The sequence below is a fragment of the Stenotrophomonas sp. AR029 genome (assembly GCF_047520695.2).
In the GTDB taxonomy this organism is placed as follows: Bacteria; Pseudomonadota; Gammaproteobacteria; order Xanthomonadales; family Xanthomonadaceae; genus Stenotrophomonas; species Stenotrophomonas sepilia.
Map to the genome: position 1 here is coordinate 719898 of NZ_JAXBQQ020000001.1, position 13542 is coordinate 733439.

General features: G+C 65.0%; 16 protein-coding genes. 11 read left to right on the top strand and 5 right to left on the bottom strand.

Annotated features, from left to right (window positions below; genetic code table 11):
• The 5 genes from ACM0PB_RS03460 to ACM0PB_RS03480 are packed head-to-tail and all read right to left on the bottom strand — an operon-like array spanning window position 1 to window position 4431.
• Window positions 1–1176 carry an ExeA family protein gene (locus ACM0PB_RS03460; protein WP_125430050.1) on the bottom strand — a complete coding sequence of 392 codons (1176 nt, stop codon included), beginning with the start codon at window positions 1174–1176 and terminating at the stop codon, window positions 1–3.
• A complete protein-coding gene (locus ACM0PB_RS03465; RefSeq protein WP_414604322.1) occupies window positions 1173–2978 on the bottom strand; it encodes a hypothetical protein in 1806 nt (601 codons plus the stop codon). The genes ACM0PB_RS03460 and ACM0PB_RS03465 overlap by 4 nt, the downstream gene beginning before the upstream one ends.
• 2 nt (window positions 2979–2980) lie before the next feature.
• Entirely contained in the window at window positions 2981–3898 is a 918-nt protein-coding gene (locus tag ACM0PB_RS03470; RefSeq protein ID WP_414604323.1) for a hypothetical protein, read from the bottom strand.
• A 15-nt stretch (window positions 3899–3913) separates the two neighbouring features.
• A complete protein-coding gene (locus ACM0PB_RS03475; RefSeq protein WP_032960500.1) occupies window positions 3914–4222 on the bottom strand; it encodes a helix-turn-helix domain-containing protein in 309 nt (102 codons plus the stop codon).
• Window positions 4219–4431 (bottom strand): helix-turn-helix domain-containing protein, encoded by a 213-nt coding sequence (locus ACM0PB_RS03480; protein WP_125892656.1) that lies wholly within the window; start codon window positions 4429–4431, stop codon window positions 4219–4221. The genes ACM0PB_RS03475 and ACM0PB_RS03480 overlap by 4 nt, the downstream gene beginning before the upstream one ends.
• Before the next feature lie 98 nt (window positions 4432–4529).
• On the opposite strand from ACM0PB_RS03480, the gene ACM0PB_RS03485 reads away from it, so the two are divergent.
• From ACM0PB_RS03485 to ACM0PB_RS03535, 11 genes are all read left to right on the top strand, one after another.
• Complete coding sequence (locus ACM0PB_RS03485) at window positions 4530–4988, top strand: hypothetical protein (protein WP_414604324.1); 459 nt, start codon at window positions 4530–4532, stop codon at window positions 4986–4988.
• Window positions 4985–5368: a hypothetical protein gene (locus ACM0PB_RS03490; RefSeq protein WP_414604325.1), complete on the top strand. Its 384-nt coding sequence runs from the start codon at window positions 4985–4987 to the stop codon at window positions 5366–5368. Before ACM0PB_RS03485 ends, ACM0PB_RS03490 begins: the two co-directional genes overlap by 4 nt.
• Before the next feature lie 202 nt (window positions 5369–5570).
• On the top strand, window positions 5571–6302 hold the full coding sequence (locus ACM0PB_RS03495; RefSeq protein ID WP_414604326.1) for a hypothetical protein: 732 nt from the start codon (window positions 5571–5573) through the stop codon (window positions 6300–6302).
• Window positions 6299–6781, top strand: a complete 483-nt coding sequence (locus ACM0PB_RS03500; protein ID WP_414604327.1) for a hypothetical protein — start codon at window positions 6299–6301, stop codon at window positions 6779–6781. The genes ACM0PB_RS03495 and ACM0PB_RS03500 overlap by 4 nt, the downstream gene beginning before the upstream one ends.
• Before the next feature lie 258 nt (window positions 6782–7039).
• Window positions 7040–7354, top strand: a complete 315-nt coding sequence (locus ACM0PB_RS03505) for a hypothetical protein (protein WP_046428354.1) — start codon at window positions 7040–7042, stop codon at window positions 7352–7354.
• Window positions 7344–7658, top strand: coding sequence for a DUF4423 domain-containing protein (locus ACM0PB_RS03510; protein WP_225792080.1), 315 nt, complete (start codon window positions 7344–7346; stop codon window positions 7656–7658). The genes ACM0PB_RS03505 and ACM0PB_RS03510 overlap by 11 nt, the downstream gene beginning before the upstream one ends.
• Window positions 7659–7662: 4 nt before the next feature.
• Window positions 7663–8220 (top strand): DUF3486 family protein, encoded by a 558-nt coding sequence (locus ACM0PB_RS03515; RefSeq protein ID WP_088610845.1) that lies wholly within the window; start codon window positions 7663–7665, stop codon window positions 8218–8220.
• Window positions 8221–9957 (top strand): hypothetical protein, encoded by a 1737-nt coding sequence (locus tag ACM0PB_RS03520; protein ID WP_414604328.1) that lies wholly within the window; start codon window positions 8221–8223, stop codon window positions 9955–9957. It begins immediately after the preceding gene.
• Window positions 9954–11474 carry a DUF935 domain-containing protein gene (locus tag ACM0PB_RS03525; RefSeq protein ID WP_414604329.1) on the top strand — a complete coding sequence of 507 codons (1521 nt, stop codon included), beginning with the start codon at window positions 9954–9956 and terminating at the stop codon, window positions 11472–11474. The genes ACM0PB_RS03520 and ACM0PB_RS03525 overlap by 4 nt, the downstream gene beginning before the upstream one ends.
• A 3-nt stretch (window positions 11475–11477) precedes the next feature.
• A complete protein-coding gene (locus tag ACM0PB_RS03530; protein WP_414604330.1) occupies window positions 11478–12752 on the top strand; it encodes a phage head morphogenesis protein in 1275 nt (424 codons plus the stop codon).
• Window positions 12752–13327, top strand: coding sequence for a phage virion morphogenesis protein (locus ACM0PB_RS03535; RefSeq protein WP_125430080.1), 576 nt, complete (start codon window positions 12752–12754; stop codon window positions 13325–13327). Before ACM0PB_RS03530 ends, ACM0PB_RS03535 begins: the two co-directional genes overlap by 1 nt.
• Window positions 13328–13542 lie beyond the last annotated feature (215 nt).

The following is a 13542-nucleotide window of genomic DNA, read 5'->3' on the forward strand; positions in this document are numbered from 1 at the left end:
TCAGACCCCCCGGACAACGTCGGCAGTGACGGTCGGCACGCCCAGGTTGGCCGCACGGTTCATGGCTGCTGCCAGGGTGTTCTGGACCGCCAGCGGATACAGCAGCGTTCCGGTACCCCGTGGCGGCACCAGCTTCACCCGCAGCGCCTCGATCGCAGAGCGATCCATGATCTTTTCCAGCGGCACGCTCAGCTGGCGGAAGCGATGCGCGAGGTAGTTCTCCAGCTCGCCGTCGAGCGCCGGCAGGTGCATGATTTCAATGCGTTGCACGACCTCCCGCACTTCCGGGTTGTGTTCGGAGAGCTTGTCGCCCAGCTCGGGCTGGCCGATCAGGATTACCGACAGCAGCGGGCGCAGGCCGTCCTTCAATTCACGGAAGCGCTTGAGGTGCTTGAGCGTCGGCAGCGGCAGGCTGTGCGCCTCTTCGATCACCAGCACGTGGCTGTGGCCGGCGCGGGCGCTATCACGCAGGCTTTCGTGCAGCTGGCGGAAGCGGGCCTCCGGGCTGCTCTTTGGCTTGGCCAGCGGAGACACCGCTGCCATGATCGCCTCAGCGATGTGGTGGCTGCGCAGGGTCTTGCCGACACTGTCGCTGCCCTCGCTGGCCAGCACATAGGGCTGGATCACGATGACCGCCTGCTCCTCGCGCTGGATGCGGTCGACCATGTCTTCGCGCAGGGTCGACTTGCCTGCGCCGCTCTCGCCGATCACGGCAGCGAAACCGCCATTGCGGGCGATCTGATACATGCTCTCGCGCACGTACCGGATATCGGGGGACAGGAAGACCTCGTCGTGGCTGGCGGGGTCGGCGAAAGGATTGCCCGGCAGGCCGAAGTGCCTACGGGCCTGTGGGGTCAGTGCCTGGTATCGCAGTAGCATAGGGTCTTCCTCGTCGTTGATTTCGGTAGCGGTATCGGGGTCTTGCGGTGGGGAAACCGGGGCCGGCGTGTTAGCGCACGCCGGCTCCTCCTCCAGATGCCAGTCGACGGCCGGGGCGCCGCTTTCCAGCAGGAACACAGAGATGGCGGACCGGACTCGGGGCTGGTCGCAGCCAGTCGGCAGCACGCCGTGGTTGATCAAGGCATTCAGGGCCGGGCGGCTGAGGGACACTGCCTTTGCCAACGTCCCCTGCTTGATGCCGGCGCGGGCGAGGATCGATTTCAGACGCAGCGTCACGCGGCACCTCCGTTGATGACGCGCAGGCCGCCACGCTCGGGTTCGACCAGAGCGATCGCCCAGGCCTCGACCTCATGCACCGGCAGACCCTCGGGCCAGCGCTGGCTGGTGCGTGCATACATTTCCGGTGACCAGGTATTGCCTGACCGCTCGACCAGCGGCTTGAGGCGCATGGCCGCCTCAACGTGGTTGAGCGGTGGCAGCTCGGCCCTGACGACCTCGGGCTCGATGCGCTGAGCCGCCAGCACCTGGGGCGCGCCCAGCTCGGCCAGGGTTCCCGAGCGCGGCAGGCTGGGAGCGACATTCGCCTCGCGAATGTGCTTCATCGGGTCGACCTTGCCGCCGAATGGCACACGGCGGGCCTTGCGCGCGGCGATCGCCTCGGCGTCGCTCTTGACCTCCATCGCCAAGCGATCCAGTTCCTTTCGCGCCGCATCGGCGGGCGTCTCGGGCGCAGCCCGATACTCGGTGCCAACCTGGGCAGCGGTATCGAGGAAGCCCCAATCGTCGTGCTGCAGGCGCGGTGCAACGAAGTGAATCGGCGCACTGTCCTGTTCGCCCGGCATCAGCACACGCACGCTGTTGTCCGGTTCCAGCGCGTTGACCACCACGTCCACGCGCTGTCCGTTGATGAGCCCGGGAATGCCGCGCACGTCGTACTGCTTGCCACGGAAGCGGATGATGCAGTCACGCACCGTGCATGCCTTCGGCGTGCTGGTAGCCAGCTGCCGCAGCACCTGGACGTCCGGAGCAATGCGCAGCTGTTCCGGGGTGATGCGCAGCCATCCATCGCGCCTGGTCATGCCCGTGCGGGTGTGGATGCGGGTAGCGTTGTACGCCCGCGCCCACTGCTGGGCCAAGGTGTTCATCTCCTCCAGGCTGGTGACCGGCGCCCTGGTCTTGAGCATGGCTTCGAAGTGGGTCTCGATCAGGTAGTTCGCGTTCTCCACCTGGCCTTTCGCACGGGCGTTGCCGACCTCGTTGATGATCGGTTCGATGCCGCAGGCCGACAGGAAGCTGCGCGTTGTCGCCGCAACCATCGCACTGCCAGGATCCATCATCAGCAGCTTCGGGATACCGTGCATCGTGCCCATCTCGCGCCGCGTCATTGCGTGGATCAGGGCCGACAGCAGATTGGCGCTGCTCTCGGCACCCAGCACGTAGAACACCTCGATCGCACCGCTCGCGTGGTCGGTGATCGCATAGCGCCACAGGCGGTTCTCGGCGATCTTGGTGAAGTTCTCCGGCTTGCCGCGATAGAAGCGGCGCTTGTCCATCACCTCGGTGCCATTCGCTGCCAGATAGAACTGGCGGCTCACCGAGGCGTCGATCTGCCAGAGATGGTTCGGGTGCGGCGAGGCCAGGCGCGCAGCTGGAGTCGGTGCCGCCAGCTGGTCGCGATGGAAGCCGTAAGCGCGAATGGCGCGGCAGATTGAGGACACGCTCAACGGCACCAGCTCGCCGGTCGCCTTGTCGACGCGCAGCGCTTCGATGCGGTCATTGGCGCGCAGAATCTCCACGGCGTCCTCGACCGGCAGGGTGCCGGTGCCGGTGAGGCGCCGGGTCTCTTCGACCAGGGCGGCGATGGCGGCGGCTTCGTCGCGGGTGAGCGCGAGTTCACCCGCATCCGATCGCTTCTTGCGGGGCTTGATGCCACCCGTCACCTGCTGCAGGCGACGGTAGGCGGTCTGAACCGAGCAACCCATCTGCTCGGCCAGCTCGGCCGCGATGCGGCTCTTGCTACCGTGCGGCGCCGCCAGCAGTTTGCCGGCCGCCGCATGGATGAGGGCTTCGGCGGACATGCTCAGGCCTCCGAGCCGTCATGTACCAGCGGCAGGGAGAGCGGCAGCTCCTCGTCGTCACGCACGGTGCGCACTGCATTGAGCAGGCGGCCGATGGTGTCGCTGAGGAAAACCGCTGCGTCGGTGTCCTGGTCGGTCTCGGAGGCGTGCATGGCGCATGCACGGACTGCTGCCATCAAGCCGGCCTTGCCATTGCCCAAGGCAGCGAGGACAGCCTGCTCTGCTTCGGTAACGGCCTGCTTGAGGATGATCAGCTGCTGATCGGGTTCGGCGGTCTTCCAGCGGCGTTGTGCCTTGGTCGTCTTTTCATGTTCCCTGTTCAGGTCGTCGGACAACTTGCTGATTCGCTGGTCTTTTGCCTCGATATCGGCGCGAGCGTTACGGACCGCCTCGCGCAGTTCGCGCACGGACATGTTGCCGACGTCGTCGAGTTCCAGTTCGCCGGTCCCACCGGTCTCCGCCAGCTCCTTGAACTGTTCCTCCGGCAGCGAAAGCAGCTCGATGAGCTTGCTCTCGCTCTTGATCGCAGTGACCAATTGCGTCGACGTCGACGCATTTGGCAAGGCGGCCACGCGCCGCGCCGCCTCCATCATCCGCTGGGCCTGCCGCGATTCCATGCCCAGGCGCTGGAGCATTCCCGCCCACTCGCCGTGGACGCTGCACTCGCGAGCCACCAGCAGGTAGCTGCCAGCGCGCAGGAACGCCTCGCAGCCGCGATGCAGCTCGCGGCGGATCGCGGCCTCATAGTGGTCCGGGTGCCATGCCAGGCCTTCGCCGAACTGTTCCACCAGCGCAAGCTGACGCTCGCGCATCTCCTCCATCTGAGCCGCGTCATTGGCGTCGGTCTTGCCGATGAACTCCGGCCCCACTGCCTCGGCCTGTGCGACTGCCTTGCGGCCTGCGGTGTCTTTCTTGGTCATTGCTGTCCTCGTCGATCAGTTGGGGTTGCGGGAATAACGCTGCTCGGTCTCTTCCAGGCGTTGGCGCACGCGCGCCAGCTCCTGTTCGTGAGCGCGAGCCAGCTGGATCAGTCGGGGGGAAAGGCGCCAGTACTCGTCGCGGCCGGCGATCCGCTCCGCGATGCCTTCGTCAGCCAGCACCTCCAGGTCGCGGAGGACCGTCGAAGGCGTTGCCTTGATCGAATCGGCCAGCTGCTTGAGGCGCAGCCCGTCGAAGGCATGCCCCTGCAGGGCGAAGATGAGGCGCAATGCCCGCCGCACAGGCTGCTGTGCCGGGGCGTTCATGCCTGCACCCGGTCGATGCGGGCGGCCTTCATGATGCGGCTGCGCATGGCGCGGCCCTTGGGGCCATCCCAGGTGCCGAGCAAGGCGCCTCGGGCATTGGAAATGTGGGTTCCGTTCTCGCGGCACCACTGAGTGAGGGTAGTGCCCTGGAGCAGGAAGCCGGCGCGCACACGTTTGTGAAGATCAATGCCGGGGTCAGTGGAACGCATTGGGTTATCCTTCGGTTCTTATTGCCGGGGTGTAAAAGGGCCGTTGACGACTCCGGAACAATCCTAAGTGTAAAAAGTACACCTTGCAAGGGGTTCGTGTGGTTTCTTCACTCATCCGCCAGATCATGGAAGACGGGGGATTCAGGCAGGTCGACCTGGCTGAAAGGCTTGGTATATCTATCGATCGGGTAAAAAACCTGACCTCGGGGCGGGTCAAGAAGCTGTCGTCGGACGAAATGCGCGGCTTGGTGGAAAAACTACACGTGCGCGCCGAGTTCCTCGCCACAGGCGGCGGGCCGGTGTTCGCCCAACCAGCAGAAGTCGAGCTGGGCCGACGAATGAAGCTGCTTTCGGATGCGTCACAGAAGGCGTCGACCCTAGACCTGCCCGAGAGCTACCAGGCTCTCGTCCGCGACATCCTGGTCGGTGCCGCGCTGGGCCAGTCGGACCTGCTGAAGTCCACGATCGATGGGTTCGTTCACGACGTCCGTTCCGCTACGGATGAGTCCTGCGTCGCCGTCAAACCCCGCAAGACGACAAGGAGAAAGTCGCCATGAAGAAGTTGTACTTCGCTGTCATTGCTCTGCTGCTACTGACCGCCGCAAAGGCGACGGTTGGGCAGGAGTTCAACGCCAACAACCTGGCTCAGTTGGAGGTCGGAAAGACCACGCTCGCCGAAGCTGTCGCGTTGCTCGGTGCGGAGCCACAGAGTTCGACCGTGGGCAAGAGCGGAGCAACCGCGTACCTGTGGCAGCACGTTCAATCGAAGTCCAGTGTTTGGACCGGGCGCTCCGACACCCAGCTCAAGCACGTGATGCTGGTGTTCAACACGGATGGAACCTTCCAGCGCATCCTGCAGCTCCGTGGCGTCGACTTGGATCCGGACGCGCGGAAGAGATTGATGGAACAGCCCGCCGCACTGCACGCGGCGAACTGACAGAAGGCCACCTCCGGGTGGCCTTCTTCGTTTCCCGCCCACTATCTCGCGCGCGCGCGAGGAAGGCTTGGAACGCGTGCAAATGACCTGCGCACTGTCGAAATAGAGACTGCATCCCATCGATTCGGCGCGTTCGGGGCGCGCCTGGTCGACGGGCGCTCCTCGTCGTGTCCCGTCGGCCCTTCTATTCCAGGAGCAGGCCATGACGACCAAGAGCACGCGCGGCATCCGCAACAACAATCCGGGCAACATCGAGCGCAACTCCGCCAACAAGTGGCAGGGACGCATGCCCCGCGAGCGGATGACCGAGGAGCAGCGCAACGAAAAGCGCTTCGAAGTGTTCTCGGCGCCGGCCTGGGGTATCCGCGCGATGGCCCTGCTGCTGATCAACTACCAGGACAAGCACGGCTGCAGCACCGTGCGGCAGCTCATTGAACGCTGGGCGCCGCCGAGCGAGAACAACACCGACGCCTACGTTGGCGCTGTGGCTGGGGCCGTAGGCGTTGCTCCGACCCAGTTCATCAATACCCACGAATACCGCCGCATGCGCCCGATGGTCGAGGCCATCATCCGGCATGAGAATGGCCAGCAGCCCTACAGCTCGGACGTGATCGAGGAAGGCCTGCGCCTGGCCGGCGTCGTCAACCCCGGCACGAAACCGCTGGTTGCCGTGCCTTCGTCGGTCACCACGGCAGCCGCTACTGCAGCGGCAGCGGGCGGCACGATGGCCGCCGTGGAAGCCGCTCAGCAGCTGCAACCGGTCATCCAGGGCGTGCTGCCGGCGATACAGCAGGTCAATGCTGTGGCGCAGGCCACCACCGGCATGCCCAGCTGGTTACGCCTTGCGATCGCCATCGGCGTGATGGCACTCGCGGGCGCCAGCATCTTCACCTGGTGGCGCCTGCGCCGTGCCCGCAAGGCGGTGAGTGCGTGAACCCGCACCTGACCGCCAAGCACGTCGTAGGTGCTGCCACGGGCCCGGTCGTGGTGCGGTTCGCCTTGGCCGTGGTGGTTGTCGTCTTCTTCTTTGGGCTCTGGCTGGGCCACCGGTGGGGCGCGGGAAGCCAGGTCGATAGGGTCGACGCTTTGTCCGACCAGGTCATCGCAATCAGCGCGGAGCGCGACACCGCGCGCAACGTCGCCGCCGGCAACGCCGATGCCGTTGCCACATTGCGGGCCGCCCTCAAACGGGAGGCGGACACGAAGCTGGCCCAGCAGCGCGCAGCAATCGCCGAACTGGATGCCCGAGCAGGCCGCATCGCTCAACTCGAACGCCTGGCGGCACAGCGCCAGCAGGCCCTGACCAAGAAGGTGGATTCCGATGAAGACTGCAACGTGCTTCGCACCACTCCTGTGTGCGCTGCTCTTGCTCGCGGGCTGTGGGGAGACCAAGCAACCGCTGACCCGAACTGAACTGGTCGAGTGGCCAGTCCTGGTCTACGTCGAGCTGCCGTCTGCACTCACCGATCCGCTGCAGGCCCCGGCCCCACCGCAGCCGCTGTGCCGTCTACACGACGGCACGCTCACTCCATGCGCGATCGACGCGATCGTGCGAGAGGACGCATGGCAGCAGCTGCTGCAGCGGGCCAACGATGATCGCGCGACGTCGGGACGGCTCAGTGGCGCCAGAAAATTGTCACAACCCAATCTCAGTGGCGGAGACGCCACGAAATGAAGATCTCGCTTGAGTTGTGGCAGGCCCTTTCGCTTGTGCTCGCACTTCTCGGAACGCTGGTAGGCCTGGTCAAGTGGGGCATCAGCCAGATCAAGGCAAGCATCGACCAGCGCATGGCGGGATTTGAGAAGGCCGCCGAGGGCTGGCGCAAGCAGGAGCTGGACCTGCTGGGGCTGCGGGCGGAGCTGGCCAGGGAGTACGTGCGAAGAGACGACCACATCCGAAGCCAGACGGTCATTGAGGCAAAGCTCGACGCGATCAACTCAGAGATCAAGTCGATCCAGATCCAAGGAGCAAGACGTGAGCATTAAGTTGGACATGGACAAAGTTCGGCGGGAGAACCTGCGCTGGGTGATGCTGTTGGGTCTGCACAACGCGGCACCCTACGGTGCTTACGAGGAGATCCTCCTCAGCATCGCGCACGCCCTGTATCCCGATGCCACCCAGCTGGAGGTGCGTCGCGCCCTGGACTACCTGGAAGACCGCCGCATGATCGAGCTGGACAAGCGCCCGGACGGGCGCTGGCATGCCGACATGACCCGCCTCGGCACCGACATCGCCGAGTACACCGCGCAGTGCGATCCCGGCATCGCTCGGCCCGAACGGTACTGGTGACACCATGCCCCCGGCCAGCAAGATCGATCAGCTTCCCCAGGACATCCGTGCCGAGTTGGACACCCGCCTGATTGCCTCCGGCTTCGGCGGGTACGTCGGGCTGGCCGAATGGCTCACGGAGAAGGGTTTCAGCATCGGCAAGAGCGCCGTCGGCGCCTATGGCCAGAAGCTGGAACGGCGCCTTGCGGCAGTCAAGGCCAGCACCGAGGCGGCGCGCCTGATCAGCCAGGCAGCGCCTGATGATGCCGACGAGCGCAGCAACGCGATCATCAGCATCGTTCAGACCGAGATCTTCGATGCGCTGCTGGCCCTGCAGGAATTGGAGGAAGGCGACGCCGAGGGCATGGATCCTGGCAAGCGCATTGCTCTCCTGGGCAAGGCGGCCAAGAACATTGCCACCCTCAGTCGGGCCAGTGTGAACCGCCACAAGTGGGCGACTGAGGTGCGGGAGAAGGCGCTTCAGGAGGCCTCGCAACGGGTGGAGGACGCGGCACGTGCGCGCGGGCTTGGCGCCGACGACGTTGCCTTCTGGCGGAACACCGTCCTGCAGGGAGTCGGCTAAGTGTCCGATCTGACGCCACTGCCGGATACTGAGCGCGTTCTGGATTGGGATGACCTTCCGGAGAGCGTTCGCACCATCTCGTCCAACTTCGACCCACGTGAGGCCGGCGTACTGATGGCCCACCAGTCCGAATGGATCCGGATGCAAGAAGGGCTCGATATTGCGGTATGTGAGAAGGGACGCCGCACCGGCATCACCTTCGCGCAGGCGCTGACCGACACGATCACCGCCGCTTCCTCCAAGGAAGCCGGCGGCGACAACGTGTGGTACATGGCCGACACGAAAGAGAAAGGCCTGGAGTTCATTGGCTACGTTGCCAAGTTCGCGCCGATCATTGCGCGTGGGCAGGCATCACGTGTTGAACAGCACATTTTTCAGGACCAGGCGCCTGACGGGACAAGCCGCCAGATCCAAGCGTTCCGCGTCCGCTTTGCCAGCGGTTTCCGCGTCACGGCCTTGTCCTCGCGCCCTGAGAACATCCACGGCCTGCAAGGCGTGGTCGACCTGGACGAAGCGGCGCTCCACAAGGACGTCGCCAAGGTGCTGGAGTCGGCCACTGCACTGCTCATCTGGGGCGGTCGCATCCGGGTGTGGTCAACGCACCGGGGCAAGAAGAACCCGTTCAATCAGCTGGTGCAGGACATCCGCGCGGGGCGTTATGGCGCAAAGGCGAAAGTCATCCGGATCAGCTTCGACGATGCCGTGGCCAACGGCCTCTACGAGCGGGCCTGCGCCATGCGCGGCAAGATCGCCACGCCGGATGGGAAGCGCGAGTGGTACAACGCGATCCGTTCCGCCTACGGTCCGCGCAAGGCTGCGATGCGCGAGGAGCTGGACGTCATCCCCCGCGACGGCGATGGTTCAGCCATTCCTTCGGTGTGGTTGGATCGCGCAATGGCGGAGACCCGGCCGGTACTGCGGATCGTCTTCGATGACGACTTCCCGAAGCGCCCCGAGAAGGAGCGCGAGGTGTGGTGCGCGTCCTGGATTGCCACGCAGCTGATGCCGGCACTGAGGGCGGCCGCCAAGGGATTCACAGGCCGCTGGGCGGTTGGCATGGACTTCGCCCGCCATCGCCACTTCTCGGTGATCATGCCCGCCCGAATCGAGCAGGATCTGCGCCGCGTAGTGCCGTTCCTGATCGAGCTGGCCAATGCTCCCACCCGCCAGCAGGAGCAAATCCTGTGGGCGCTGCTGGACTTCCTGAAGACGGAAGCTGCAGGGCGCTGGACGTTCGCAGGGGATGCCACCGGCCCCGGCCAGACACTGATGGAGTACACCGGCGACCGATACGGTAGGGCCGAGCTGGACAAGGAAGCCGGGCGCTACAAGGGTGGCCCCATCCACGAGGTGACACTATCGCGCCCTTGGTACGGCGAGTGGATGCCCAAGTACATCTCGCTCTTCGAAGACGGCTTCATCAGCCTTCCCAGGGACGCCTCGCTGGAGGATGACCACCGAGCGGTCGAATACGTCGACGGCATCCCGATGGTGCCCAAACTGGAGCGCAAGGATCTGCAGGATCCCGACCTGGTGCGCCACGGCGACGGCGCTATCGCTGGTGCCCTGACGCAGTTCGCGGCGCTGAATCATGTACCCCGTGGCTCGATCGAGTTCCAGTCGACCGGGCAGCGCGTGTACGTGGGCGAGGCGCTTGATGATGGAGTTGTAGCAACCACTTCCGATAGGGGCTTCGGCACCGTGTCGGGTGGCAATGATTTTGGAGGCTTCGCATGACCACCGCCCGCCCTGAACTGAACCGCGAGGTGGCCACCACTGCGGACGGAATGGACATCACCCGCGGCTACACCGGCCCACTGATGCTTCCGTTCGACAGCGTGCTGCGCAATCGCGGCGGCTACGACCTGCAGATCTACGAGCAGGTGCTGTCTGATCCCGAGGTCAAGGCGACGTTTGGCTCCCGGCAGGATTCCGTCGTCGCCTGCGAATGGCAGGTTGAGCCTGGCGGAAAGCGCGCGATTGACCGCGCGGCAGCGGATCATCTGCGCGATCAGCTCCACGACATTGGCTGGGATAACGTGACCCGCAAGATGCACTTCGGTGTCTTCTACGGCTACGCCCCGGCAGAGATCATCTACAAGGCTGACGGCAACCGCATCGCGATGAGCGCGATCAAGGTGCGCAACCGCCGGCGCTTCCGCTTCGGCAAGGATGGGGATCTGCGCCTGCTCACTCAGTCCCACATGGCTGAAGGTATCCCGGCGCCGGCTCCATACTTCTGGAACTACTGCGCAGGCGCCGATCATGATGATGAGCCCTACGGCCTCGGCCTGGCGCATTGGCTGTACTGGCCGGTGCTGTTCAAGCGCAATGGGTTGAAGTTCTGGCTGATCTTCCTGGAGAAGTTCGGCATGCCCACGGCGGTGGGCAAGTACGACGAGAACGCCACTGCTGAAGAGCGGAATAGGCTGCTGGGCGCGACCCGCGCCATCCAGACCGACAGCGGCATCATCATGCCCAAGGAAATGGAGGTTGCCCTGCTTGAGGCAGGTCGTAGCGGGACGGCGGACTACAAGGCGCTGCAGGACTACATGGACGCCACGATCCAGAAGGTCGTCCTCGGGCAGACCGCCAGCACGCAAGGCACGGCCGGAAAGCTTGGCAACGACGAACTGCAGGCCGAGGTCCGCAGGGACATCATCAAGGCCGACGCCGACCTGATCTGTGAGTCCTTCACCAAAGGGCCGGCCCGTTGGCTGACGGAAATGAACTTCCCAGGTGCGGAAGTCCCGCGTGTCTATCGGGTCACTGATGAGGCTGAGGATCTTGATGCAGCGGCATCTCGCGACGAGAAGCTCTATCGCCTGGGCTATCGCCCCAAGCCCGTCTACATCGAGCAGACGTATGGACCGAACTATGAGCTGAGGGAGCCGCCAGCCGAGCCGCAGACGCCACCGACCGCCATCGACGACGCGCGTTTCGCCGACCCGGAAAAGTCGGTCCTGGCGCTGCTCCGGCGTCACTATCCGGCGGCGTTCGCAGAAGCGGACGGCCAGCAGGTTGGGAGCATGACGGCCCAGCTCGACCACTCAACGCGCGAAGCCGGCGCGGCGTGGGTTCAGGGGCTGCAGCAGCTGACAGAAAACGCCACCTCGTTGGAGGAGCTGTACGACCAAGTCCTGGCAGCTGCGCCGGAGATGAGCCTGGAGGAGTTCGCCAACGGCGTCGCCCTTGGCCTGAGCGCCGCCCACCTGCGCGGGCGAGACGACGCACAGCGCGCCGCCGGAGGCTGATCGATGGCGACCGTGGGCTATGGCCAAGTTCCCTTTGAGCAGCAGATCGCGTTCTTCCGTCGCAAGCGCAACATCGTCACGGAAAGCTGGCTGGACGTATGGGAGTCGGAGCATGACCAGGGTTTCATGGTCGCCGGCGCCAACCGTGATGAGCTGGTGGCGGACTTTGCCACGGCGATCCGCAAGGCCATCGACGATGGAGTGACGCTGGAGCAGTTCCGTCGCGATTTCGACCGCATCGTGGCCACGCATGGCTGGGACTACAACGGTGGACGCAACTGGCGCTCCCGCGTCATCTACGAAACCAACCTGCGCCAGAGCTACAACGCGGGCCGATGGCATCAGCTGCAGGCCCTGAAGAAATCCAGACCGTGGTGGCGCTACCGTCACAGCGACGCAGTCGAGACGCCCCGGCCTCTGCACCAGGCCTGGGATGGCATGGTTCTGCACTGTGATGATCCGTGGTGGCAGTGGTTCTTCCCGGCCAACGGCTGGGGCTGCCAGTGCTATGTCGAGGCGCTGAACGATCGTGACCTGGCACGGCTGGGTAAGGACGGTCCAGACACGGCACCTGCGGTCGAGTTTGAACAGCGCATGGTCGGGCAGCGCAGTCCTGGCGGCCCGTTCCTGGTAGAAACACCGGTGGGCGTGGATCCCGGTTTCGGCTATGCCCCCGGCCGCAGTCTGGACGGTTGGCCGACTCGCAGGGGCGGACCACAAACGCCTCCTGCACTGGGCAGCGGTATCGAGGAAGCGCTACAGGCTGCGCTGCGCCGAAATGTGAGCCTGCCGGCCGCGCCAGCAGCGCGTACTGCTGCTCAGGTGCTGGAGCGCCCCCGTGCGCTGGACGCGCTGCAGGCCGGCCTAAGCGAATGGCGCGCGGCTGCAGCAGCTGGTCGCGCGCATTCGAGCCAGTATCTCGTTGGCGCGCTCCAGGTCAGTGCAGTCGATGCTCTGTCAAGCAAGGCGGCCGAGCTGGGGTCGGCCGCGATCGCCGTTGAGGCGGCCGAGGTATTGGACCGGGTGCCAGCGGCATACCTTCCATCGCTGCCGAGCGCGCTGCGATCGCCATTCGCTCTTCTGTATGACGCCGCGAGCAGCATCGTGCGCTTCGTGCTTCAAGGTGATCGGCGGCAGCGCCTAGTCGTCGACGTTCGGATCCAAGGAAGCGCCGCCATGCCCAACCTGATCCAGGATGCCGGCGTGGTTTCGTCAGTGGATCTTCGTCGCTTGGTCGACCGTGGAAGCTGGCAGCTGATCCAGGGCGAGATTCCCTAATGGCCGCGCGCGTCGAGATCACCAAGGACACGGCAGGCCCCGCGCTTCGCAGCGCGGCCAAGGGCCTGCGCAACGATGCACTGCAGCCGATGCTGGAGGACATCGGCGAGTACCTCCTGCGTTCAACGCGGGACCGAGCAGCACGCCAGGTGTCTCCGGACGGCGCGCCTTGGGCGCCGCTGTCCCCAGGCTATCGGCGCCAGAAGGAGCGCAAGCGTCCTGGCGTTCCGATGCTGCGCTTTGATTTCCATATGCTCGGCGACCAGCTCGCGCATCAGGTGGTAGGCGACACGCTGCTGGTCGGCACCAACGCGCCCTACGGGGCTGTTCACCAGTTCGGCGCGACGATCAATCGCCCTGCACGATCCACGCAGGTGTACTTCCGGCAGGGCCGGGACGGCGAAGTCGGTACGCAGTTCGTGAAGCGCCGACAATCCAACTTCGCTCAGTGGGTCACCTTGCCGGCGTACACCATCGGCATTCCCGCGCGCCCTTGGCTCGGTCTGTCCAACGAGGACGAGCAAGAGGTCGTCCTCATTGCCTCCGATCACGTGGCCGGGTTGTTTTCCGAGTGAGCGCGACAGCGCGCCGCTGCGCCCGATGACGCGCTGAGTGGCACGGTGGTGCATCTCTCGGGTGCCGCAAGTGTCAGACACCGCTTTCTGCGCGATCCTTCCCGCATCGAACGCACCTCCGCCAGCGTGCGTATCGAAGCTGCCAAAACTCGCACGCGCGCGACGCCCGAAAAGCTGTGAACCCGTGCAAATGACCTGACGCGTTCGCGACAGGA

What these genes read in the sequence shown, in the direction of transcription:
- ACM0PB_RS03465 (WP_414604322.1), bottom strand. Translation starts at nt 2,978, where the DNA reads ATGTCCGCCGAAGCCCTCATCCATGCGGCGGCCGGCAAACTGCTGGCG.
- ACM0PB_RS03470 (WP_414604323.1), bottom strand. Translation starts at nt 3,898, where the DNA reads ATGACCAAGAAAGACACCGCAGGCCGCAAGGCAGTCGCACAGGCCGAG.
- ACM0PB_RS03475 (WP_032960500.1), bottom strand. Translation starts at nt 4,222, where the DNA reads ATGAACGCCCCGGCACAGCAGCCTGTGCGGCGGGCATTGCGCCTCATC.
- ACM0PB_RS03480 (WP_125892656.1), bottom strand. Translation starts at nt 4,431, where the DNA reads ATGCGTTCCACTGACCCCGGCATTGATCTTCACAAACGTGTGCGCGCC.
- ACM0PB_RS03490 (WP_414604325.1), top strand. Translation starts at nt 4,985, where the DNA reads ATGAAGAAGTTGTACTTCGCTGTCATTGCTCTGCTGCTACTGACCGCC.
- ACM0PB_RS03495 (WP_414604326.1), top strand. Translation starts at nt 5,571, where the DNA reads ATGACGACCAAGAGCACGCGCGGCATCCGCAACAACAATCCGGGCAAC.
- ACM0PB_RS03505 (WP_046428354.1), top strand. Translation starts at nt 7,040, where the DNA reads ATGAAGATCTCGCTTGAGTTGTGGCAGGCCCTTTCGCTTGTGCTCGCA.
- ACM0PB_RS03515 (WP_088610845.1), top strand. Translation starts at nt 7,663, where the DNA reads ATGCCCCCGGCCAGCAAGATCGATCAGCTTCCCCAGGACATCCGTGCC.
- ACM0PB_RS03525 (WP_414604329.1), top strand. Translation starts at nt 9,954, where the DNA reads ATGACCACCGCCCGCCCTGAACTGAACCGCGAGGTGGCCACCACTGCG.
- ACM0PB_RS03530 (WP_414604330.1), top strand. Translation starts at nt 11,478, where the DNA reads ATGGCGACCGTGGGCTATGGCCAAGTTCCCTTTGAGCAGCAGATCGCG.
- ACM0PB_RS03535 (WP_125430080.1), top strand. Translation starts at nt 12,752, where the DNA reads ATGGCCGCGCGCGTCGAGATCACCAAGGACACGGCAGGCCCCGCGCTT.